17 protein-coding genes are annotated in these 20,657 nt (G+C 73.7%); 7 read left to right on the forward strand and 10 right to left on the reverse strand.

Annotated features, from left to right (window positions below; genetic code table 11):
* Positions 1-25 precede the first annotated feature (25 nt).
* The gene (gene soxR / locus AB0O91_RS02030) at positions 26-493 is read right to left on the reverse strand and encodes a redox-sensitive transcriptional activator SoxR (protein ID WP_363427184.1); all 468 of its coding nucleotides are present in this window, start codon (positions 491-493) and stop codon (positions 26-28) included.
* A gap of 47 nt (positions 494-540) precedes the next feature.
* Here soxR and AB0O91_RS02035 point away from each other — a divergent pair, with 47 nt between their 5' ends.
* A complete protein-coding gene (locus tag AB0O91_RS02035) occupies positions 541-2,001 on the forward strand; it encodes an MFS transporter (RefSeq protein ID WP_363427185.1) in 1,461 nt (486 codons plus the stop codon).
* Positions 2,002-2,127: 126 nt separating this feature from the next.
* Here AB0O91_RS02035 and AB0O91_RS02040 read toward each other — a convergent pair whose 3' ends face one another.
* A complete protein-coding gene (locus AB0O91_RS02040) occupies positions 2,128-4,194 on the reverse strand; it encodes a prolyl oligopeptidase family serine peptidase (protein WP_363427186.1) in 2,067 nt (688 codons plus the stop codon).
* 98 nt (positions 4,195-4,292) lie between these two features.
* Here AB0O91_RS02040 and AB0O91_RS02045 point away from each other — a divergent pair, with 98 nt between their 5' ends.
* Positions 4,293-5,474 carry an aminotransferase class V-fold PLP-dependent enzyme gene (locus AB0O91_RS02045; RefSeq protein ID WP_363427187.1) on the forward strand — a complete coding sequence of 394 codons (1,182 nt, stop codon included), beginning with the start codon at positions 4,293-4,295 and terminating at the stop codon, positions 5,472-5,474.
* Here AB0O91_RS02045 and AB0O91_RS02050 read toward each other — a convergent pair.
* The gene (locus AB0O91_RS02050) at positions 5,464-5,853 is read right to left on the reverse strand and encodes a metalloregulator ArsR/SmtB family transcription factor (RefSeq protein WP_363427390.1); all 390 of its coding nucleotides are present in this window, start codon (positions 5,851-5,853) and stop codon (positions 5,464-5,466) included. The two genes, AB0O91_RS02045 and AB0O91_RS02050, sit on opposite strands and share 11 nt — an antisense overlap.
* A 35-nt stretch (positions 5,854-5,888) precedes the next feature.
* Positions 5,889-6,263, reverse strand: coding sequence for a hypothetical protein (locus tag AB0O91_RS02055; protein WP_363427188.1), 375 nt, complete (start codon positions 6,261-6,263; stop codon positions 5,889-5,891).
* 299 nt (positions 6,264-6,562) lie between these two features.
* Between AB0O91_RS02055 and AB0O91_RS02060 the strand changes: the two genes are divergently transcribed.
* Positions 6,563-9,418 (forward strand): DEAD/DEAH box helicase, encoded by a 2,856-nt coding sequence (locus tag AB0O91_RS02060; protein WP_363427391.1) that lies wholly within the window; start codon positions 6,563-6,565, stop codon positions 9,416-9,418.
* Here AB0O91_RS02060 and AB0O91_RS02065 read toward each other — a convergent pair.
* The 3 genes from AB0O91_RS02065 to AB0O91_RS02075 form a co-directional block, all read right to left on the reverse strand.
* Positions 9,393-10,331, reverse strand: coding sequence for a 5'-3' exonuclease (locus AB0O91_RS02065; RefSeq protein ID WP_363427392.1), 939 nt, complete (start codon positions 10,329-10,331; stop codon positions 9,393-9,395). The genes AB0O91_RS02060 and AB0O91_RS02065 overlap by 26 nt on opposite strands.
* Before the next feature lie 57 nt (positions 10,332-10,388).
* The gene (locus AB0O91_RS02070; protein ID WP_363427189.1) at positions 10,389-11,462 is read right to left on the reverse strand and encodes a cation diffusion facilitator family transporter; all 1,074 of its coding nucleotides are present in this window, start codon (positions 11,460-11,462) and stop codon (positions 10,389-10,391) included.
* 361 nt (positions 11,463-11,823) lie between these two features.
* On the reverse strand, positions 11,824-12,552 hold the full coding sequence (locus AB0O91_RS02075) for a gamma-glutamyl-gamma-aminobutyrate hydrolase family protein (RefSeq protein WP_363427190.1): 729 nt from the start codon (positions 12,550-12,552) through the stop codon (positions 11,824-11,826).
* A gap of 170 nt (positions 12,553-12,722) precedes the next feature.
* On the opposite strand from AB0O91_RS02075, the gene AB0O91_RS02080 reads away from it, so the two are divergent.
* The 4 genes from AB0O91_RS02080 (at position 12,723) to AB0O91_RS02095 (ending at position 17,592) form a co-directional block, all read left to right on the forward strand.
* Positions 12,723-14,108, forward strand: coding sequence for a glutamine synthetase family protein (locus AB0O91_RS02080; protein WP_363427191.1), 1,386 nt, complete (start codon positions 12,723-12,725; stop codon positions 14,106-14,108).
* Positions 14,109-14,111: 3 nt separating this feature from the next.
* A complete protein-coding gene (locus AB0O91_RS02085) occupies positions 14,112-15,479 on the forward strand; it encodes an aldehyde dehydrogenase family protein (protein WP_363427192.1) in 1,368 nt (455 codons plus the stop codon).
* Between the two features lie 6 nt (positions 15,480-15,485).
* The gene (locus AB0O91_RS02090; RefSeq protein WP_363427193.1) at positions 15,486-16,274 is read left to right on the forward strand and encodes a 3-oxoacyl-ACP reductase; all 789 of its coding nucleotides are present in this window, start codon (positions 15,486-15,488) and stop codon (positions 16,272-16,274) included.
* 109 nt (positions 16,275-16,383) lie between these two features.
* Positions 16,384-17,592 (forward strand): DUF2510 domain-containing protein, encoded by a 1,209-nt coding sequence (locus AB0O91_RS02095; protein ID WP_363427194.1) that lies wholly within the window; start codon positions 16,384-16,386, stop codon positions 17,590-17,592.
* A 163-nt stretch (positions 17,593-17,755) separates the two neighbouring features.
* Here the strand turns inward: AB0O91_RS02095 and AB0O91_RS02100 are convergent, their stop codons facing one another.
* From AB0O91_RS02100 to AB0O91_RS02110, 3 genes are all read right to left on the reverse strand, one after another.
* Entirely contained in the window at positions 17,756-18,676 is a 921-nt protein-coding gene (locus AB0O91_RS02100) for a lytic polysaccharide monooxygenase (RefSeq protein WP_363427195.1), read from the reverse strand.
* 250 nt (positions 18,677-18,926) lie between these two features.
* Positions 18,927-19,322: a hypothetical protein gene (locus AB0O91_RS02105; protein ID WP_363427196.1), complete on the reverse strand. Its 396-nt coding sequence runs from the start codon at positions 19,320-19,322 to the stop codon at positions 18,927-18,929.
* An 81-nt stretch (positions 19,323-19,403) separates the two neighbouring features.
* On the reverse strand, positions 19,404-20,615 hold the full coding sequence (locus AB0O91_RS02110; RefSeq protein WP_363427197.1) for an alanine racemase: 1,212 nt from the start codon (positions 20,613-20,615) through the stop codon (positions 19,404-19,406).
* Between the last annotated feature and the right edge of the window lie 42 nt (positions 20,616-20,657).

The raw sequence follows: 20,657 nt of genomic DNA on the forward strand, positions 1-20,657 counted from the left end.
GCGTCCGACCGGGTACCACCGGCTGTCAGTGGTCGTCGGCCGGCAGCAGCAGGCGCGGACCGGGGCCCTCGGTGGCGAGCTCGTCGCCCGGGTTGAGCACCCGGCAGCGGCGCAGCGACACGCAGCCGCAGCCGATGCAGCCGGTCAACTCGCCCTCCAGGCGCTCCAGTTCCGTCCGGCGGGCGCGCAGCTGCTCGGCCCAGCGCCGGGAGATCCGCTCCCAGTCGTGCTTGCCGGGCATCCGGTCCTCGGGCAGTCCGGTGAAGACCTCGGCGACCTCGGCGAGCGGGATGCCGAGCCGCTTGGCGACCAGGATGAGCGAGATCCGGCGCAGCACGTGCCGCCGGTAGCGGCGCTGGTTGCCGGCCGAGCGCTCGGAGGAGATCAGCCCCTGGTCCTCGTAGAAGCGCACCGCGGAGGTGGCGATGCCCGCCCGCCGGGCCACCTCCCCGACGCTCAGCAGGTCGACCGGTGCCGTGCCGCCGCCGCTCATGGCCGCTCCTTGACTTCAAGTTCTGTTGAAGTCCTAGCGTACCGGACGTGACCGAATCTTCCGCCGCTCAGGCCTCCACTGCCCTTGCCGACCAGCCGAGTTACGCTCCGCAACCACCGCCGGACGGTACCGGCGGGGGCTGGGGCGAACTGTTCTCCCGCCGATTCGCGGCCGCCGCGTCGATCCTCGCCGGGGGCGTCGCGCTGTACGCGATGAACCTGTACTTCACGGCGGCGCTGATGCCCTCGATCGTGGCCGACATCGGCGGCGAGCGGTACTACGCCTGGGTGGCCACCGGCTTCCTGATGGCCGCCGTGATCGCCTCGATGCTGGTCAGCCGGCTGCTCGCCCGGCTGGGCGCCGCCCGCGCCTACGTGCTCGGCTTCCTGGTGTTCGGCGCGGGCGCGGTGCTCAACGCGGCCAGCCCGTCGATGGTCGCGCTGATCCTCGGCCGGGTGGTGCAGGGCCTCGGCGGCGGGCTGGTGGCCGGGCTCGGCTACGCGGTGATCCGCAGCGCGCTGCCGGAGCGGCTGTGGACCCGCGCGGCCGGGCTGGTCTCCGCGATGTGGGGCGTCGGCACCCTGGTCGGGCCCTCGCTGGGCGGGCTCTTCGCCCAGTTCGGCGCCTGGCGCGGGGCGTACGTCCTGCTGCTGATCGCCGCGCTGGTGCTGGCGGTGCTGGCCCGCCGGGTGCTGCCCGGCCCGGCGTCCGGCCCCGGGACGGGCGCGGGCCCGGTGCCGCTGCCCTCGCTGCTGCTGCTCACCCTGGCGGCGGCCGTCTTCAGCGTCAGCTCGACCGTCCCGGTCGGCTGGGCGACGGTGGCCTGCCTGGTGGGCGGGGCGGTGCTGCTGGCGGGCTTCGTGGCGGTCGAACGCCGCAGCAGCGCGACCGTGCTGCCGCACCGGACGTACCGGGCCGGGAACGGTCTGAAGTGGCTGTACCTGACCGTGGCGGTGCTGTGCGCGGGCGTGGTGGCGGAGAACTTCATCCCGCTGTTCGGGCAGGGGCTGGGCGGGCTGGGCCCGCTGGTGGCCGGTTTCCTCGGCGCCGCGACCTCGGCGGGCTGGACGGCCGCGCAGCTGTTCAGCGTGGGGATCGAGTCCGCCCGCGGCCGGGCCCGGGCGATCCGGACCGCGCCGGTGGTGCTGGTGGCGGGCCTGCTGGTGTACGCGCTGACCCAGACCGGGCACGCCTCCGGGCTGCGGGTGGTGGTGTGGGCGGTGGCGCTGTTCGCCGCCGGTACCGGGATCGGGCTGGCCTTCCCGCACCTGAGCGTGGCCGCGATGCGCAGCAGCACGGACCCGGTCGAGGGCGGCAAGGCGGCCGCGGCGATCAACACCACCCAGCTGATCGCCTTCTCGGTGACCTCGGCGCTGGCCGGGACGCTGGTCACCCTGGGCGGGGACGACCTGCTGGCCTCGGCCCGGTACATGACCTTCGGGATCGCCGCGATCACCGTGACCGGGGTGGCCACGGCCGCGCTCACCGCCCGCCGCCTCGGGCGGTGAGGCGGGTACGGACCGGCCCCGGATCCCTTTTCGTCGGGGGGATCCGGGGCCTTCGCCGTCCGTCGGGCCTTCGCCGTCCGGTGCGCCGGCGCCGTCCGTTGCGCCGGACCGGCGGCGCTCCGGGGATCACCCCAAAGAGGCCCGCAGGAAGGCGAGTTCGACCGTGGCCAGCTGCTCGCTGGTCCCGCCCGGGGTCATGTGGGTGACGCCCGGCAGCGGCAGCACGCTGTGCGGCCGGCCGGCCCGGGTGAGCGCCTGGGAGAGCAGCAGGGTGTGCGAGGAGTGGACGTTGTCGTCGGCCAGCCCGTGGATCAGCAGCAGCGGCCTGGTCAGGCCCGGTGCGTCGGTGAGCAGGCAGTCGTCGGCGTAGCCCTCCGGGTTGTCCTGCGGCAGCCCGAGGTAGCGCTCGGTGTACGCGGTGTCGTACGTCCGGAAATCGGTGGGCGGGGCGCCCGCGCAGGCGGCGTGGAAGACGTCCGGGCGGCGCAGCACGGCGAGTGCGGCGAGGTACCCGCCGTACGACCAGCCGCGCACGCCGACCCGGCGCAGGTCGAGGTCGGGGTGGTCGGCGGCGAGCGCGTGCAGGGCGTCGACCTGGTCGTCCAGGCCGACCTGGGAGAACCGCCGGAAGACCGCCCGGGTGAAGGCGGGGGAGACGAAGGGGGTGCCGCGGTTGTCGGTGGTGACCACGGCGAAGCCCTGGTCGGCCCACCACTGGCGGAGCTGCCAGCGGCGCGGTTCGGCGGACACGGCCTGGAAGCCGGGCCCGCCGTAGACGTCCAGCAGGACGGGCAGTCGCCGGCCGGGGGTGTGCCCGCGCGGGTAGACCACGGCGGTGGGCAGGGCGCGGTCGGTGACCCGGGCGAGCCGGGGGCGGACGACGTACGGCAGGGCGGCGCTGAGGTCGGTGAGCCGGAGCGTGCGGTCGGGCCGTTCGACGACCCGGCGGACGCCCTCGGCTGCGGCGGAGGTGAGCAGCAGGGTGTCGGCGGCGGCGAGCGCGGAGTGCACGCCCGGTCCGGTGCTGAGCAGTTCAGGGGCGCCGCCGTCCGGGTCGATCAGGTGGACGTACTGGTCGGCCGGGTCCCCCCGGCCGGTCTCGCAGAGCAGCCGGCCGCGGTGGCGGCCGACCACCCGGCGGATCTGCAGTCCGGTGGTGTCCAGCGGTGCGCCGTCCACGGCGAGGCCGCGCGCCTGCGGGGTGTCGTGGGGGGTGAGCAGCCGGCCGTCGGACAGTCGGGCCGGGGTGCCGGGCAGCTCGTCCACCCAGAACTCGTCGGTGGTGCGCGAGAGTTCACTGGTCTCGCCGCTGGCCGGGTCGGCGCTGAGCAGCAGGACGCGCTGCTGGAGTCGGTCGGCGACGGTGAGCAGCACCTCGTGGTCGGAGGCCCAGGAGGCGGCGCACAGGTACGGGAACCCGGCGGCGTCCCAGTGCAGTCGGACCCGGCTGCCGTCCAGGCCGAGCACCCAGAGCTGGACGTCGGCGTTGGGGCCGCCGGCCTGCGGGTAGGCGAAGTCCTCGGCGGGCTCGCCGGGGCGGGCCGGGTCGGCGAAGTACCGCCGGGGGAGGGCGGATTCGTCGACCCGGGCGGCCAGCAGCGCACCGCCGTCGGGGCGCCACCAGTGGCCCCGGGAGCGGCCGAGCTCCTCGGCGGCGGCGAACTCGGCGACGCCCCAGCGGGCGCCGTCGGCGGGGGAGAGCGGGGTCGGGTCCGGGGTGACGTACAGGGCGTCGTCGGCGACGTAGCCGACGCGTCGGCCAGTGGCGTCCGGCCGGGGGTCGAACGCCGGTCCCGCGACCGGGAGTTCGTCGGTGGTGCCGGTGGCGGTGTCGGTCCGGAAGAGCCGGCCGTCGAGGGTGAAGACGGCGACCGCCAGGTCGGGGGTGGCCGCGTAGTCGCCGATTCCGGCCGCGACCAGCCGGGTGCGTTCGCGCAACCGCCGTTCGACGGTGGGGAGTTGTTCGCGGGCGCCGGTGCGGCCGGGCAGCAGCGCGACCGGGTCGGCGACCGGGCGCTCCGCGCCGGTGACGGTGTCCAGCAGGTGGAGGCGCTCGACCGGGTCCTCCGGACCGGTCGAGCGGAGCAGCAGCAGCCGGGTACCGTCCTCGGCGAGGGTGTACGCGCGCGGGGCGCCGTAGCCGAACCGGCCGGTGCGGGCGCTGAGGGCGAGGAGGGCGTCGGTGATGGTCACGGCCCGATGGTGGTCGTGCGGTGCGTGCCCCGACCAGTAGTCTGCCATGTGAAATGTCACACATCACGAAAGTGCGTCACGACCAGGGGAGGAACCTGATGAACCACACGCCCGGGGACCTGTGGACCGCCGAGCCGCCGGCCCCGCTCACCGCCGCGGACGGCCTGTTCGACGTCTCGCCGGACGCCGCCCACCTGAACCACGGCTCGTTCGGCGCCGTGCCCCACCCGGTCCGCCGGGCGCAGGAGCGGCTGCGGGCCGAGCACGAACTCGACCCGGACGGCTTCTTCGCCGACCTGCCCGCCCGGGTCGGCGCGGCCCGGGCCCGGATCGCCGCCGACCTGGCCGTCGACCCCGACCGGCTCGCCCTGGTCGCCAACGTCACCGAGGCGGTCGCGATCGCCCTGGACAGCATCGTGTTCTCCCCCGGCGACCGGATCCTGGTCACCGACCACGGCTACGGCGTGGTCAACCGCGCCGCCAGACGGCGCGCCGACGAGACCGGGGCCGAGGTGGTCACGGTCGAGCTCCCGCTGGACGCCCCGGACGAGCAGGCCGTCCGGGAGGCGGTGCTCGCCGCCGTCGACGACCGCACCACCGTCGCCGTCCTGGACCAGATCACCTCGCCCACCGCCCGCCTGGTGGCCGGCCCGGCGCTCCTCGCCGACCTGCGCGAACGCGGGGTGACCACGGTCGTGGACGGTGCCCACGCGCCCGGCATGCTGCCCGATCCGGTCGACCCGAACGCCGACTTCTGGTTCGGCAACCTGCACAAGTGGGCCTTCGCCCCGCGCGGCACCGGGCTGCTCGCCGTCCGCCCGGAGTGGGCGAGGCGGGTCCGGCCGCTCGCCTTCTCCTGGGAGCACGACCGGGGCTTCCCGTGGAACGTCGAGTGGCGCGGCACCTGCGACTACACCGGCTGGCTGGCCGCCCCGGCCGGCTTCGAGCTGCTGCGCGGGCTCGGTTGGGCGGCGGTGGCCGGGCACAACGCCGCGCTCGCGGCCTACGGGCAGCGGGTGCTGGTCGAGCGGGCCGGCCTGCGGGCGCTGCCCGCCACGCCCGGGGTGTCGATGCGCACCGTCCGGTTGCCGGTCGGCTGGGTCGAGGCGGAGGAGGACGTCCGGCCGCTGACCGGCGAGGTGTGGCGCCGGCTGGGCACCCGGGTCGCCGTCCGGCCGTGGGAGGGCGGCGGACTGCTGCGGGTCAGCGCCCAGCTGTACAACCGGGCGGGGGAGTACGAGCGGCTCGCGGACGGGTTGGCGGAGCTGCTCAAGGAGTGAGCCGGCGGGGCGTGACCGGAGCGTGCTGCTCGCCCGCCGCCCGCAGTTCGGCGAGCAGCACGCTCCGGTCCGCGAGCAGCCCGGTGAGGATCCGCCGGGCCGCCCGCAGCAGGTCGGCGACGTCGGCGCCGGCCAGCGCGTACACCACCGTGCTGCCCTCCCGGGTGGCGGTGACGATGCCCGACCGCCGCAGGACCGCGAGCTGCTGCGACAGGCTGGAGGGCTCGACCTCCAGCTCGGCGAGCAGCCCGCGGACGGGCGTCGGGCCGTCCTGGAGCAGTTCCAGCACCCGGATCCGGACGGGATGGCCGAGCATCCGGAAGAACTCGGCCTTGACCTGGTAGAGCTCCCCCAGCCGTCGGCCGGGAGGTACTCCCATCGTCACGAGGCCCCCCTTCCCTGGTGTCGGTGGGCTCAGATCTCCAGCGCGAGTTCGATCCGCTTGAGCTGGTGGCGGGCCATCGCCAGGTTGGAGCGGTTGCGGTGGAGCGCGAGGAACAGGAACAGGCCGCGGCCGCTGGGCGTCGTGATCGGGCGGACCATGTGGTACTGGTGGGTCAGCGTGATCAGGATGTCCTCGATCTCGTTGTCGTGCAGGTTGAGCATCTCCATCGCCCGCATCTTGGCGCGCACCACGTCGGTGTTCCCGGCCGCGGCGACGTCCATGTTGAGCTCGTTGGTGTCGCCGAGGGTGCCGAGGGCCATGCCGCTGCTGTAGTCGACCAGGGCGACGCCGATCGCGCCGTCGATGCCGAGGGCGTCCTTGAGGGACGTCTCCAGGTTCGCCATCGTCGCTGTCCTCCCGTGAGTTGGTGGCTGTGGCACCCGAAGGTAGGGAGCCGGGGCCGTGCTCCACCGGGAATGACCGGAGACGTTCGAAGTCGGCCGAACTCCGATCACTTGAAGACATTTGCAACTATGGATCTGAGAGAGGAGTGATCTCCCGATGCTCCTCGGGTGATCCCCGGGCGCTCCTCCGGTGATCCCCCGGCGCTCCCCCGGCACGGAAAAACGGTGCTATCGATGTCACTCCTCCCGGGTAACCTCTCGCTGAGATGCGAGATCACACCAACCACACCCGGACGGCGATGAACACCCCCGATCCAGAGCCCCAGGACGTCCAGGAGCTCAGCCCCGCCGAGGCGTACGCGGCCAGCCGTCGCCGGGCCCAGGAACAGGCCACCGCCCTGCACGGCTTCCAGCAGCTGTACGACTTCCCGCTGGACGACTTCCAGCTGGAGGCCTGCCGGACGCTGGAGGCCGGATCCGGCGTCCTGGTCGCCGCCCCCACCGGCTCCGGGAAGACCATCGTCGGCGAGTTCGCCGTGCACCTGGCCCTCGCGGCCGGGCGCAAGTGCTTCTACACCACGCCGATCAAGGCGCTGTCCAACCAGAAGTACGGGGACCTGGTCAAGCGCTACGGCGCCGCCAAGGTCGGCCTGCTCACCGGTGACAACACCGTCAACGGCGACGCCCCCGTGGTGGTGATGACCACCGAGGTGCTGCGCAACATGCTCTACGCGGGCTCCAGCACCCTCGACGGCCTGGGCTACGTCGTGATGGACGAGGTGCACTACCTCGCCGACCGCTTCCGCGGCGCCGTCTGGGAGGAGGTCATCATCCATCTCCCCGAGTCGGTCACCCTCGTCTCGCTCTCCGCGACCGTCTCCAACGCCGAGGAGTTCGGCGACTGGCTGGACACCGTCCGCGGCGGCACCAGGGTGATCGTCTCCGAGACCCGCCCGGTGCCGCTGTGGCAGCACGTGATGGCCGGCAACCGGATGTACGACCTGTTCGCGGACCCGGACCGGGACGGCCGCCCCAAGCACGGCCTCAAGAACCCGGGCAAGGCCGTCAACCCCGAGCTGGTCCGGCTGGCCCGCTCCGAGCTCGACCGCAACCCGCGCGACCGCTTCGGCCGCGGCCGGGGCCGCTCGATGCCCAACGGCCGTCCCGGCCGGGTCTGGACCCCGGGCCGGGTCGACGTCATCGACCGGCTCGACGCCGAGGGCCTGCTGCCCGCGATCACCTTCATCTTCAGCCGGGCCGGCTGCGAGGCCGCCGTGCAGCAGTGCCTCAGCTCGGGCCTGCGGCTCAACAAGGACGCCGACCGCGCCCGGGTCCGCGCCATCGTCGAGGAGCGCTGCGCCGACATCCCCGACGAGGACCTGCACGTCCTCGGCTACTTCGAGTGGCTGGACGGGCTGGAGCGCGGCATCGCCGCCCACCACGCCGGGATGCTGCCCCGGTTCAAGGAGGTCGTCGAGGAGCTCTTCGTGAAGGGCCTGGTCAAGGCCGTCTTCGCGACCGAGACCCTGGCGCTCGGCATCAACATGCCCGCCCGCTCGGTGGTCATGGAGAAGCTGGTCAAGTGGAACGGCGAGACCCACGCCGACATCACCCCCGGCGAGTACACCCAGCTCACCGGCCGGGCCGGGCGGCGCGGCATCGACGTCGAGGGCCACGCCGTGGTGCTCTGGCAGCGCGGCCTCGACCCGGAGGCGCTGGCCGGCCTGGCGGGCGCCCGCACGTACCCGCTGAAGTCCTCGTTCCGGCCCTCGTACAACATGGCCGTCAACCTGGTCTCCCAGTTCGGCCGGCACCGTTCGCGCGAACTGCTGGAGACCTCCTTCGCCCAGTTCCAGGCGGACCGCTCGGTGGTCGGCATCGCCCGCCAGGTGCAGCGCAACGAGGAGGGGCTGGAGGGCTACCGCGAGTCGATGACCTGCCACCTCGGCGACTTCGACGCGTACATGGAGCTGCGCCGCCGGCTCAAGGACCGCGAGAACGAGCTCGCCCGCGAGGGCACCAGCCAGCGCCGGGCCGCCGCCGTCGAGTCGATCGAGCAGCTCAAGCCGGGCGACGTCATCCACGTCCCCACCGGCAAGTTCGCCGGGCTCGCGCTGGTCCTCGACCCGGGCCTGCCGCCGGTCAACCGCTCCGGTCGGGGCGGCCCGCGCCACCCCGACTTCCAGGACGGCCCGCGCCCGGTGGTGCTGACCGCCGAGCGGCAGGTCAAGCGGCTCGCGATGATCGACTTCCCGCACCCGGTCGAGGCGATCGAGCGGGTCCGCATCCCCAAGTCCTTCAACCCGCGCAGCCCCCAGTCCCGGCGCGACCTCGCCTCCGCGCTGCGCACCAAGGCCGGCCACCTCGAACCCGAGCGGTTCCGGCGCGGCCGCGCGGCCGCCGCCGACGACCCGGAGATCACCCGGCTGCGCACCGAACTGCGCCAGCACCCCTGCCACGGCTGCTCCGACCGCGAGGACCACGCCCGCTGGGCCGAGCGCTACCACCGGCTGCACCGCGACACCGAGCTGCTGGAACGCCGGATGCGCTCCCGCACCCACACCATCGCCCGCACCTTCGACCGGGTCTGCGCGCTGCTCACCGACCTCGGCTACCTCAGCGGGGACACCGTCACCGACGACGGCAAGCGGCTCGGCCGGCTCTACGGCGAACTCGACCTGCTCGCCTCCGAGTGCATCCGCGAGGGCGTCTGGAGCGGCCTCGCCGCCGCCGAACTCGCCGCCTGCGCCTCGGCGTTGGTCTACGAGTCGCGCCAGGCCGACGACGCCGGCGCCCCGCGGGTGCCGGAGGGCGCGACCAAGGAGGCGCTCGGCCAGATGGTCCGGATCTGGGGTCACCTGGACGCCCTGGAGGAGCAGCACCGGATCAACACCGCCGAGGGCGTCGGCCAGCGCGAACCCGACCTCGGCTTCGCCTGGGTCGCCTACCGCTGGGCCCTCGGCCACAACCTCGACCAGGTCCTGCGCGACGCCGAGATGCCGGCCGGCGACTTCGTCCGCTGGACGAAGCAACTGATCGACGTCCTCGGCCAGATCCAGGACGCGGCCGGCGAGGACGCCGAACTCCGCAGGACGGCCCGCAAGGCCGTCGACGGCCTCCGCCGCGGCATCATCGCCTACTCCTCGGTCGGCTAGTGCGACCACCGGCGAGGGCCTCCAGGAGGCGGTCGAGGGAGGTGCCGAGGCCCCAGCGGGTGGAGAGGTGTTCGAGGGTCATCGGGTCGAGCGGCTCGTGGGGGAGGGCCGGGTCGAAGGCGGGGAGGGGGGCGTCCTCGGCGACCCGGACGACCTTGGGGGCGACGTCGAGGTAGCCGGCGCCCTCGACGATGTTGCGGCGGCGGGCCGGGGTGAGCCTGGAGCCGACGTCCAGGGCGGCGGCGCGGATGGCGGCCAGGTCGCCGTACTCGTTGATGAGCTGGGCGGCGGTCTTCTCGCCGATGCCCTTGACGCCGGGCAGGCCGTCGGACGGGTCGCCGCGCAGGGCGGCCATGTCGGCGTACTGGGCGCCGCGCACGCCGTACTTCTCCAGCAGCAGCGCGTCGTCGGTGACCTGGAGGTTGCCCATGCCCTTGACCGGGTAGAGGACGGTGATCCGCCGTGCGTCGTCGACGAGTTGGAAGAGGTCGCGGTCGCCGGTGACGATCTGCACCGGGCCCTTCGCGCGGGCGGTGAGGGTGCCGATGACGTCGTCGGCCTCGTAGCCGGGGGAGCCGATCCGGGCGATGCCGAGGGCGTCCAGCACCTGCTCGATCACCGGGACCTGCGGGGCGAGGGTGTCGGGCACCTCCTCCTCACCGGCCGCGGCGGCCTCCGGCTGCTCGGCGACCCGGTGGGTCTTGTACGAGGGGATGAGGTCCACCCGCCACTGGGGGCGCCAGTCGGCGTCCATGCAGGCGACGAGTTCGTCGGGCCGGTGGTCGTGGACCAGCCGGGCGATGAAGTCCAGCAGGCCGCGGACGGCGTTGACCGGCTCTCCCTGCGGCGAGCGCAGGGAGTCCGGTACGCCGAAGTAGGCCCGGAAGTACAGGCTGGCGGAGTCGAGGAGCATCAGTCGCGGTGCGGTCACGCGTCAGATCATGCCGCACCGCGACGACAAGCAGCGGTTTCAGTGCTCGTGCGGGCCGGCGCGGTGCACCGGGCCGTGGGCGTCGGCGCAGTGCTCGGGGGCCGGCTCGCCCGGGCCGGCGATCTGCAGCAGGGCCCCGGCCGCGTCCTCGCCGACGTGGTCGACCTGGAGGGTGCTGTGGGTGATGCCGTACTCCTTGGCCAGCCGGCGCTGGAGTTCGCGCCGGACGGCGTGGCAGTCGCCGCCGGGGGTGACCAGGATGTGCGCGGACAGGGCCGGCTGGTTGGAGGTGATCTCCCAGATGTGCAGGTCGTGGATCTCCTCGACCAGCGGCTCGGTGACCAGCCGGTCGGCGACCGCGTCCGGGTCGATCCCGGCCGGGGCGGCCTCCAGGAAGATCCGGCCGGAGTCCCGGACCAGGCCGATGCCCGCCTTGAGCATCAGCACGACGACGATCAGCGAGGCGATCGCGTCGGCCCGGGCGAAGCCGGTGGTCAGCATGACCGCACCGGCGACGGCGGTGGCGATGAAGGCGTACAGGTCGGTGAGGACGTGCTGGAAGGCGCCCTCGACGTTCAGCGAGCTGCGGTTGGCCTTCGACATGCACCAGGCGGCGGCCAGGTTGACCACGATCCCGATCAGCGCGGTGACCAGTACCAGCGAGCCGGTGACCTCGGGCGGCGAGATCAGCCGGCTGATGCCCTCGTAGCCGAGCCAGGCCGACAGCACCAGCAGGGTCACGCCGTTGGCCTGCGCGGAGAGGATCTCGGCGCGCTTGAGCCCGTAGGTGTAGCCGCCGCGGGCCGGGCGGGCGGAGAGCCGCATGGCGATCAGGGCGAGCACGATCGAGGCGGCGTCGGTGAGCATGTGCGCCGCGTCGGAGATCAGGGCCAGGGACTGGGCGGCGAAGCCGACGACGACCTCGCCCGCCATGAAGACGACGATCAGGGCGAGGGCACTGACCAGCCAGCGGCGGTCGGCGTCGGCGGCGACACCGTGCGAGTGGCCACCGTGTCCGTGTCCGTGGCTGTGGCCCCGATGACCGTGCTCGTGGCCGTGCGAATCCTGGTGGTCATGCGCATGATCATCGTGGGAATGCTCGTGCCCGGCCATCGAAGTCCTCTCTGGACGCACGGGGTGGAAGGAGACAGGGGGCGATCGCCCCGCACTCGAAGTGAACCGCAGAATCGACAAAGATCCAAAGGCTGTACTGGTGACCGTTGTCGTTGCCGATCAGGGGCTCCGCCGGACGGCCCGGTCGCATGCCGCCGGCACGGGCCCCGGGCGCCCCGGAGGCGGCCGTCACCCGCCCGGGTGCACCCGGTCCGCGCCGTCACGCGCCGGTCGACGGCGATCGCGGTCCGCCGGGACGGCCACCGGGGAATCCGCCCGTCGGGATCCCGAAGGGCTGCTGCCGAGCGCGACATGACAGACCGTCAGGTCGATGGCGGTCGATTCCGTCCCCCGCCGCGGCTCAGGCCAGCGCCACCGAGTCCAGGGTGGCCGCCGTGGCGGCGCGGACGAGGGCCCGCATGACGCGGAGGTCGTCGCCCTGCTCGGGGTGCCACTGGACGCCGACGGTGAAGCCGGCGCCCTCGACGGCCTCGATCGTCCCGTCGGGGGCGAGGGCGCTGACCCGCAGGCCGGCGCCGAGGCGGTCGACGGCCTGGTGGTGGAAGGTGGGGACCTCCAGCTCGCTCTCCGGGAGCAGGCCGCCGACCAGCGTCCCCGGCACCGGCCGGACGAGGTGGGCGCCGTAGTGGCCGGGGGTGCCCGCGTGGACGTCGACGTCCAGCACGTCCGGGAGGTGCTGGACCAAGGTTCCGCCGCAGACCACGTTCAGCACCTGCATCCCCCGGCAGATCCCGAGCACCGGCATCCCCGCCGCCAGGGCACCGCGCAGCAGGGCGACCTCCCAGACGTCCCGCTCCGGCGAGTCGACGTCCGTCAGCGGGTGGGCCGGCTCCCCGTAGTAGGCCGGGTCGATGTCCGGGCCGCCGGCGATGACGAGGGCGTCGAGCCGGGCGAGCACCTCGGGGGCGCGCTCCGGGGCGTCGGGCGGCAGCAGGACGGCGATGCCGCCGGAGTCCTGCACGTAGGCGGTGTACCGCTCGGGCACCAGGGCGACGCGACGGCCCCGCCAGTCGCTCCAACTCGCGTCCACCAGGTAGGTGCTGACGCCGATGAAAGGCCTGCGATCCATGGCGGGCATTCTCCATCCCGTACCGTCCGGTACCTCGCAGAACACGCGCATCGGCGCGCCACACCCGTCCGCCCTCTTCCGCGCCGCGAGCCGCAGGCCGTACGGTTCGCTGTGAACGTGAACCTGTGACCGCTTGATCTCGAAGAGTGATCGAGGAGGAGGGTTTCGGCATGTCCGAGAACGCCCCCGCGGGCCCGCGGCCCCGGCCGCCACTGACCCTGGACGAGCTCCGCACCCTGGTGGACGCGGGCGAGGTGCACACCGTCGCGCTCGCCTTCACCGACATGCAGGGCAGACTGCAGGGCAAGCGGTTCGCCGCCCGCTTCTTCCTCGACGAGGTGGCGGAGAACGGCGCCGAGGCCTGTGACTACCTGCTGGCCGTGGACGTCGACCTGAACACCGTGGACGGCTACGCCTTCTCCTCCTGGGCCACCGGCTACGGCGACTTCGCGATGCGCCCCGACCTCGGGACGCTGCGCCTGACCCCCTGGCAGCCCGGCACCGCGCAGGTCACCGCCGACCTGGCCCGGCACGGCGGCCGCCCGGTGGACGCCGCCCCGCGCCAACTGCTGCGCCGCCAGATCGCCCGGCTCGCCGAGTACGGGCTGGCCGCGGACATCGGCACCGAGCTGGAGTTCCTGGTCTTCCGCGACACCTATGAGCAGGCCTGGCTGGGGGGTTACCGCGGCCTGACCCCGGCGAACCTCTACAACGTCGACTACTCGATGCTGGGCACCGCCCGGGTCGAGCCGCTGCTGTCCAGGATCCGCAACGAGATGGCCGGCGCCGGGCTGACCGTCGAGTCCGCCAAGGGCGAGTGCAACCTCGGGCAGCACGAGATCGCGTTCCGCTACGCCGACGCCCTCACCACCTGCGACCAGCACAGCGTCTACAAGACCGGCGCCAAGGAGATCGCCGCCCAACAGGGCTGCGCGCTCACCTTCATGGCCAAGTACGACGAGCGCGAGGGCAACAGCTGCCACATCCACCTGTCGCTGCGCGACGCCGTCGGCGCCCCCGCCTTCGCCGACCGGGACGGCCGGATGACCGACACGATGCGGCACTTCCTGGCCGGACAGCTGGTCGCGCTGCGCGAGTTCAGCGTGCTGTACGCGCCGAACATCAACTCCTACAAGCGCTACCGCCCGGGCTCCTTCGCCCCGACGGCCGTCGCCTGGGGCCGGGACAACCGCACCTGCGCCTACCGGGTGGTCGGCCACGGCCCGGGTCTGCGGATGGAGAACCGGGTGCCGGGCGGTGACGTCAACCCGTACCTCGCGGTGGCCGGGATGATCGCGGCCGGACTGTACGGCCTCCAGCACAAACTGGACCTCCCGACGCCCTGCCTGGGCAACGCCTACGCGGCCGAGGAGTACGCCCGGGTGCCCGGATCGCTGCGCGAGGCGGCCGAGTTGTGGGCGGAGAGCGAGCTGGCCCGGACGGCCTTCGGGGACGACGTGGTCGAGCACTACCTGAACATGGCCCGGGTCGAGCAGGCCGCCTACGACGGGACGGTCACCGACTGGGAGCGCTACCGGTCCTTCGAGCGGATGTGAGAGATGAGCGATCCGACCAGCAGCGAGGTGCGCAACCCCGCCACCGGCGAACTGCTCGCCACCGTCCCGGACGCCACGGCCGGGCAGGTGGACGCGGCCGTCCGGCGCGCCCTGAAGGCCCAGCCGGGCTGGGCGGCCCTGCCGCCCGGTGACCGGGCCCGGCTGCTGCGCCGCTTCGCCGACCAGATCGAGGTGCACGTACCGGAGTTGGCCGCCCTGGAGGTGCGCGAGGCCGGGCACACCCCGGGCAACGCCCGCTGGGAGGCCGGCAACGTCCGGGACCTGCTGGAGTACGCGGCCGGCGGAGTGGAGCGGCTGACCGGCCGTCAGATCCCGGTCTCCGGAGGTCTGGACGTCACCTTCCACGAACCGGTCGGCGTGGTCGGGGTGATCGCCCCCTGGAACTTCCCGATGCCGATCGCCGCCTGGGGCTTCGCCCCCGCCCTCGCGGCCGGCAACGCGGTGCTGCTCAAGCCCGCCGAGGCGACCCCGCTGACCGCGCTGCGGCTGGCCGAGCTCGGGCTCGCGGCCGGGCTGCCGGAAGGGCTGTTCCAGGTCGTCCCGGGCGCCGGCGGCACCACCGGGCGGGCCCTGGTCGACCACCCGGCGGTGCGCAAGATCGTCTTCACCGGCTCGACCGTGGTCGGCAAGGAGGTCGCCGCCCGCTGCGCCGCCCGGGCCAAGCGGGTCACCCTGGAACTCGGCGGCAAGAGCCCCAGCATCGTCTTCGCCGACGCCGACCTGGCCCGCGCCGCCGACCCGATGTCCTTCGCCGACAACAGCGGCCAGGACTGCTGCGCCCGCAGCCGGATCCTGGTCCAGCGCGAGGCCTACGACGACTTCCTGGCCCTGCTGCTGCCTGCCGTCGAGGCGCTGCGCACCGGCGACCCGAGCGCCCCGGACACCCAGCTCGGCCCGCTGATCTCGGCCGCCCAGGTCCGCCGGGTCGCGTCCTACGTCACCCCGGACCTCCCGGTGCTGGCCCGCGGCGCGGTGCCGGACGGGCCCGGCTACTGGTACCCGCCGACGGTGCTGGCGCCCGCCGACCCGGACGTCCCGGCGGTCGCCGAGGAGATCTTCGGTCCGGTCGCCGCCGTGCTGCCGTTCACCGACGAGGCGGACGCACTGCGCCTGGCCAACGCCACCCGCTACGGCCTCTCCGGCTCGATCTGGACCAGGGACGTCGGCCGGGCGCTACGGCTGGCCCGCGGCGTGCGGGCGGGCAACCTGTCCGTCAACTCGCACGCCTCGGTGCGCTACTGGACGCCCTTCGGCGGCTTCGGCGAGTCCGGGGTGGGCCGCGAGCTGGGCCCGGACGCCCTGCGCCACTTCACCGAGACCAAGAACGTCTTCATCCACAGCGAGGAGTGACCGCCGATGACCGAGCAGGACGAGAGGGTCTGCCGCCGCCTGGTCGGCCGCACCGCCGTGGTCACCGGCGCGGGCAGCGGGATCGGCCTGGCGGCCGCCCGCCGGCTCGCCTCCGAGGGCGCCAAGGTGGTCTGCGCCGACCTGGACGAGGAGAGCGGCCGGGCGGCCGCCAAGGCGGTCGGCGGCCTGTTCGTGCACACCGACGTCACCGACCCGTACATGGTCGAGGCGCTGTTCGACGAGGCGTACGAGACCTGCGGCAGCGTGGACGTCGCGTTCAACAACGCCGGCATCTCGCCGCCGGAGGACGACTCGATCCTGACCACCGGCCTGGACGCCTGGCGCAGGGTCCAGGAGGTCAACCTGACCTCGGTCTACCTGTGCTGCAAGGCCGCGCTGCCGTACATGCGCCGGCACGGGCGCGGCTCGATCATCAACACCGCCAGCTTCGTGGCCCGGATGGGCGCGGCCACCTCGCAGATCTCGTACACCGCCTCCAAGGGCGGGGTGCTGGCGATGTCCCGCGAGCTGGGCGTGCAGTTCGCCCGGGAGGGGATCCGGGTGAACGCGCTGTCGCCCGGGCCGGTGGACACCCCGCTGCTGCGCGAGCTGTTCGCCGCGGACCCGGAGCGGGCGGCCCGCCGGCTGGTGCACATCCCGCTCGGCCGGTTCGCCCGGGCGGAGGAGATCGCCGCCGCGGTGGCCTTCCTGGCCAGCGACGACTCCTCGTTCATCACCGCGAGCGAGTTCCTGGTGGACGGCGGCATCTCCGGGGCGTACGTCACTCCGCTGTAGGCCTCCGGCCCGCCACGGACGGCCTTCTCACCGTAATCTCATCGAAAACCACCGGAATCCCCGGCTGCGCTGATTTCGCGTTTATCCGGCTACCTTTAGATTCTTTGCTGTGAGTGAGCAGATCCCCGCCGGGTGGTACCCGGACCCGAAGGACACCACCGGCGACCCGAGAGCACAGCGCTGGTGGGACGGAAAGGGCTGGACGGCCGACACCCGGCCCGCACCCTCGGACGCCCCGCAGCCGGAGCCCCCGGCCGCCGCGGCTCCGGGGCCGGAGACGTCCGAGCAGCCCCGGGTGCTGGAGGGCGAGGTCCTGGAGAGCGGGCCGATGGTCCGCTACCCGGAGCCCCCGCCCTTCGGCGCCGCGTACGGCGTGCCGGGCGGGCCGCTGCCGGGCCGGCCCCGGCGCAAGCCCTCCAAGCTGGTGGTGGCCACCGTCGTCGCCGCCGTGCTCGGCCTGGGCGCCGGTTCGGGGATCACCTACCTGGCGATGGACGGCCACAACGACTCCCGCCCGCTGAGCAGCGCCCGGCAGCAGCCGGTGCCGAACGACGGGGGCAGCGGGCCGTTCGGCTTCCCGGGGTTCGGCGGCGGCAGCGGCGGTAACGGTGGCGGCAACGGCAGCGGCGGCAGTGGGAACGGCGGCGGCACCGGGGGGAACGGCGGCAGCGGCAGCGGGAAGGCGAAGCCCGGGGCCGGCAAGGCGATCGACATGGTCAACGGCCTCACCCTGCCCGCCCCCGCCGGCTGGCAGGGCGGCACCACCGACGCCGGCTACGCCGCTCTGAACATCGGCGCGTACACCTGCCCGGACGGCACCGACCGCTGCACCCTCGGCGGGGTGACCACCGGACGGATCACCGGTGGCGGCACCGACGTCCAGGCGGCGGCGAAGGCGGACATCGACAAGGCCGTCAAGGACGCCTACAACGACGTCAGCGGACACCAGGAGCTCAAGTCCGAGGCGGTGAAGGTCAACGGCCAGGACGGCTACCTGATCCGCTGGAAGGTGGACGCGACCAAGGGCAACAGCGGCTACGTGCAGACGGTGGTCTTCCCGACCACCGACGGCAAGGCGCTGGTCTCGGTGCACTTCGGCTTCGACATCGCCGACAAGGCGCCGGACGTCGCCGTGATGGACACCATCGTGAAGGGCATCGCCGACTTCAAGGGCAAGGTTCCGGGCCTGCCGGGCGGCATCCCCGGCCTGCCGGGCACCGGCTCCGGTGGCGGTTCCGGTTCGTCCGGGTCCTCCGGTGGTTCCGGTTCGACCGGTGGCTCGGCCGGCTCCGACGGCTCGGGGACGGCCAGCACCTGAGCCGTCCCGCTGCTCACTCCGCGACGCAGCCGGCGACGCGCACCGCGACGGCCCGCCCGGGAGGACTCCTCCCGGGCGGGCCGTCGCCGTTGCCTCCGGTCCTGCCGGAGTCGCGGAACCGGACCGGACGGGGGTGGGCCGGCCCGGCCCGCGTCGTCCGGCGTCAGGCGTCGCGTCGAACAGCCTCGATGCGACGGCGCCGGAGCACCATGCCCGCCCAGCCGACGCCGAGCGCGGCCGCCCCGGCGAGCAGCAGCGGACCGGTGGCGGAGGTGCCGGCCACGGCCGCGGAGCTGGTCGGGATCGGCTGGCCGGCCGGGGCGTTCGGGTCCCCGCCGTGCCCGTGGTGGGCGACCGTGGACCTGGGCGCGTCGGCGGCGATCTGGGCGTCGCTGGGCGCGGCCGGGGCGGCGAGCGAGGAGACCACCGGGGCACCGGCGGTGGTGGCGGCGCCGAAGTCGACGTCCGAGCAGCTGTAGAACGCCTCCGGGCTGTCGCTGCGCTGCCAGACCGTGTAGAGCAGCTGGCGGCCGGTGCGCTGCGGGAGGGTGCCCGCGTAGGTGTAGTACCCGTTCACGGCGGTGCGGTCGACCTGCACCTGGGCGACCGGGGCCGGGTCGAGGTCCGACCACTTCAGCGGCTTGGTCGGGTCGTAGCCCGCCTTGGTGATGTAGACGGTCTGGGTGCCGACGTGCGGCGCGGTGGTGCGGAACTGGAAGGTGAAGCTGCCCGCGCGGACCGGGGTGGCCGGCCAGTCGGTGCGCGGCCAGTCCAGCGCCGCGTACTTGTCCCGGTTGGCCGAGCAGAGCTTGCCGTCCGGGATCAGCGCCTGGTGGTTGCCGTTGGCGTTGGCGATGTTGACCTCGTTCCAGTCGTACAGCGGCTGGGTGCCGCTCGCGGCGACGAGGTCCTTGCAGACCTGGGACACCGGGTGCTCGGGGCCCTCGGCGTAGCAGGCGGCGATCCGGCTGACCGGGCCGGTCATGGTGCCGTGGGCGCTGGCGGTGCCGGCGGTGGTCGCGGCCACCGCGAGCACCGCGGCGCCGACCACGCCGACGGACAGGGCGCTTCGCTTGATGGACATGGGGTGGGGACTCCTTGACCGTCGTCCCGGGCGGGTGTGGGGGAGCGGACACGCCTGCCCGTTCGGGGGCCGCCGGCCCGGATCGCCGACCCCCGGCCAGAGCGTAGGATTGGTCTGGACCAGAGCGCAATAGTCCGGTCATTGCCGTCTGTTGACGGATCGTAGGCCGCGAACAGCGCAAAGGCCCGACGGGGCGCCCGGGTTAGGCGTTCCATCGGGCCCGCTTAAGGCTCCGGAAAGATCGGCGGCGTCAGAACCGCGCGTCGGTGGTGCCGGACTGGATCACGATGTCGCTGTTCACCGTTGAGTCGCGGATCACGTTGTGCACCCGCATCGCCCCCTGAGGGGTGAACTCCCGCATGATCTCCCGGAGTTCATCGACCGCCTCCGGGTTCTCCCGGAACAGCGCGCGCAGCCGGTTGCGCAGCGCCGCGGTCTGGTCGGCCAGCACCTCCCGGTCGTCGCCGGCCTCCAGCACCTCGGCCCGGATCACCTCCAGCTCGGCGGTCGCCTCCTCGTCCCGATCGCCCCGCCCGAACATCCTGGCGACCCGCGAACTGGCCTGCCCCCAGGCCGCCTTGGCCATCAGGCCGGCCAGCGCAGTGGCCCCCGACTTCACCATCTCCTGAACGAGCTCGGCGTCCATGCGGCCCCTCCGTTTCGCGAGCACCCACGCGCTCCCGCAGGTGCCTCCGCCGCCCACGGTAGGGCACCGGGCGTCGGCCCGTCAGAGGTACGTCTTCCCCTCACCCCGGTACGTCGGCACGGTCCGCACCACCTGGTCCCCCTCGATCAGGTGCAGTTCGGCGAAGCGCTCGCACAGTTCGCCCGCCTTGGCGTGCCGGAACCAGACCCGGTCGCCGATCAGCAGGTCGTCGGCGGCCGGGCCGATCAGCGGCGTCTGCACCTCGCCCGCGCCCTCCATCGGGTCGTACTGGAGCCCCGGCGGCAGGTAGGGCATCGGCAGGCGGTCCGGCCCGGCCGCGCCGGAGGCCGGGTAGCCGCCGCCGAGCACGGTCACCACCCCGACACCGGGGCGGCGCACCACCGGCTGGCCGAACAGCGCGGCCGGCCGGCCCCGGAACCCGCGGTAGTTGTCGAAGAGCTGCGGCTGGTACAGCCCGGAGCCGGCGGCCACCTCGGTGACGGCGCGCTCGGCCACGGTGGACTCCACGCTCCCGGTGCCGCCGCCGTTGACGAACTCGAGGTCCGCCACCTGCCGCAGCCGCCGCACCGCCGCCGCGCGCCGCTCGGCGAGCTCGGTCCGCGCCCTGGCCTGCATCAGCCGGATCAGCTGCGAGCGCACCGGCCGTCCCGGCACCCGGTCGCCCACGCCGGCGACGTGCCCCTCGTACGCCATCAGGCCGACCACCCGGAACCCCGCCCGGCGCTGGACGAGTTCGGCGAAGGCGCCCAGCTCCTCCGGGGTGTGCAGCGGCGAGCGCCGGGCGCCCACCCGAACCCTGCCGCCGAACAGGTGCAGCGCGGTGTCCAGTTCCAGGCAGACCCGCACCTCGGCGTCGCCGGTGCGGGCCTTGTCGATCAGGTCGAGCTGGGCCGGGTCGTCCACCACCACGCTGACCCGGCCGGCCAGTTCCGGGTCGGCGGTCAGCTCGGCGTAGCCGGTCCGGTCGGTGGAGGGGTAGGCGAGCAGGACGTCGCGCACGCCGGTGCGGGCCAGCCAGAGCGACTCGTCCAGGGTGAAGCTCATCACCCCGAGGAAGCCGTCCATCGCCAACGCCCGCTCCAGCAGCGCCCGGCAGCGCAGCGACTTGCTCGCGACCCGGATCGGCTTGCCGCCCGCCCGGCGGACCAGGTCGGCGGCGTTGGCGTCGAACGCGGCGAGGTCCACGACGGCCACCGGCCCGTCCAGGTGGGCGGTGGCCCGGTCGTACCGGTGCCGGTCCGTGACAGGGGTGCGCGATACGAGGATGACCATGCGCGCAGGCTGCCACAGGTGCGCTACCGGGGGGTAGGGGTG

Source organism: Kitasatospora sp. NPDC089797 (assembly GCF_040684795.1).
In the GTDB taxonomy this organism is placed as follows: Bacteria; Actinomycetota; Actinomycetes; order Streptomycetales; family Streptomycetaceae; genus Kitasatospora.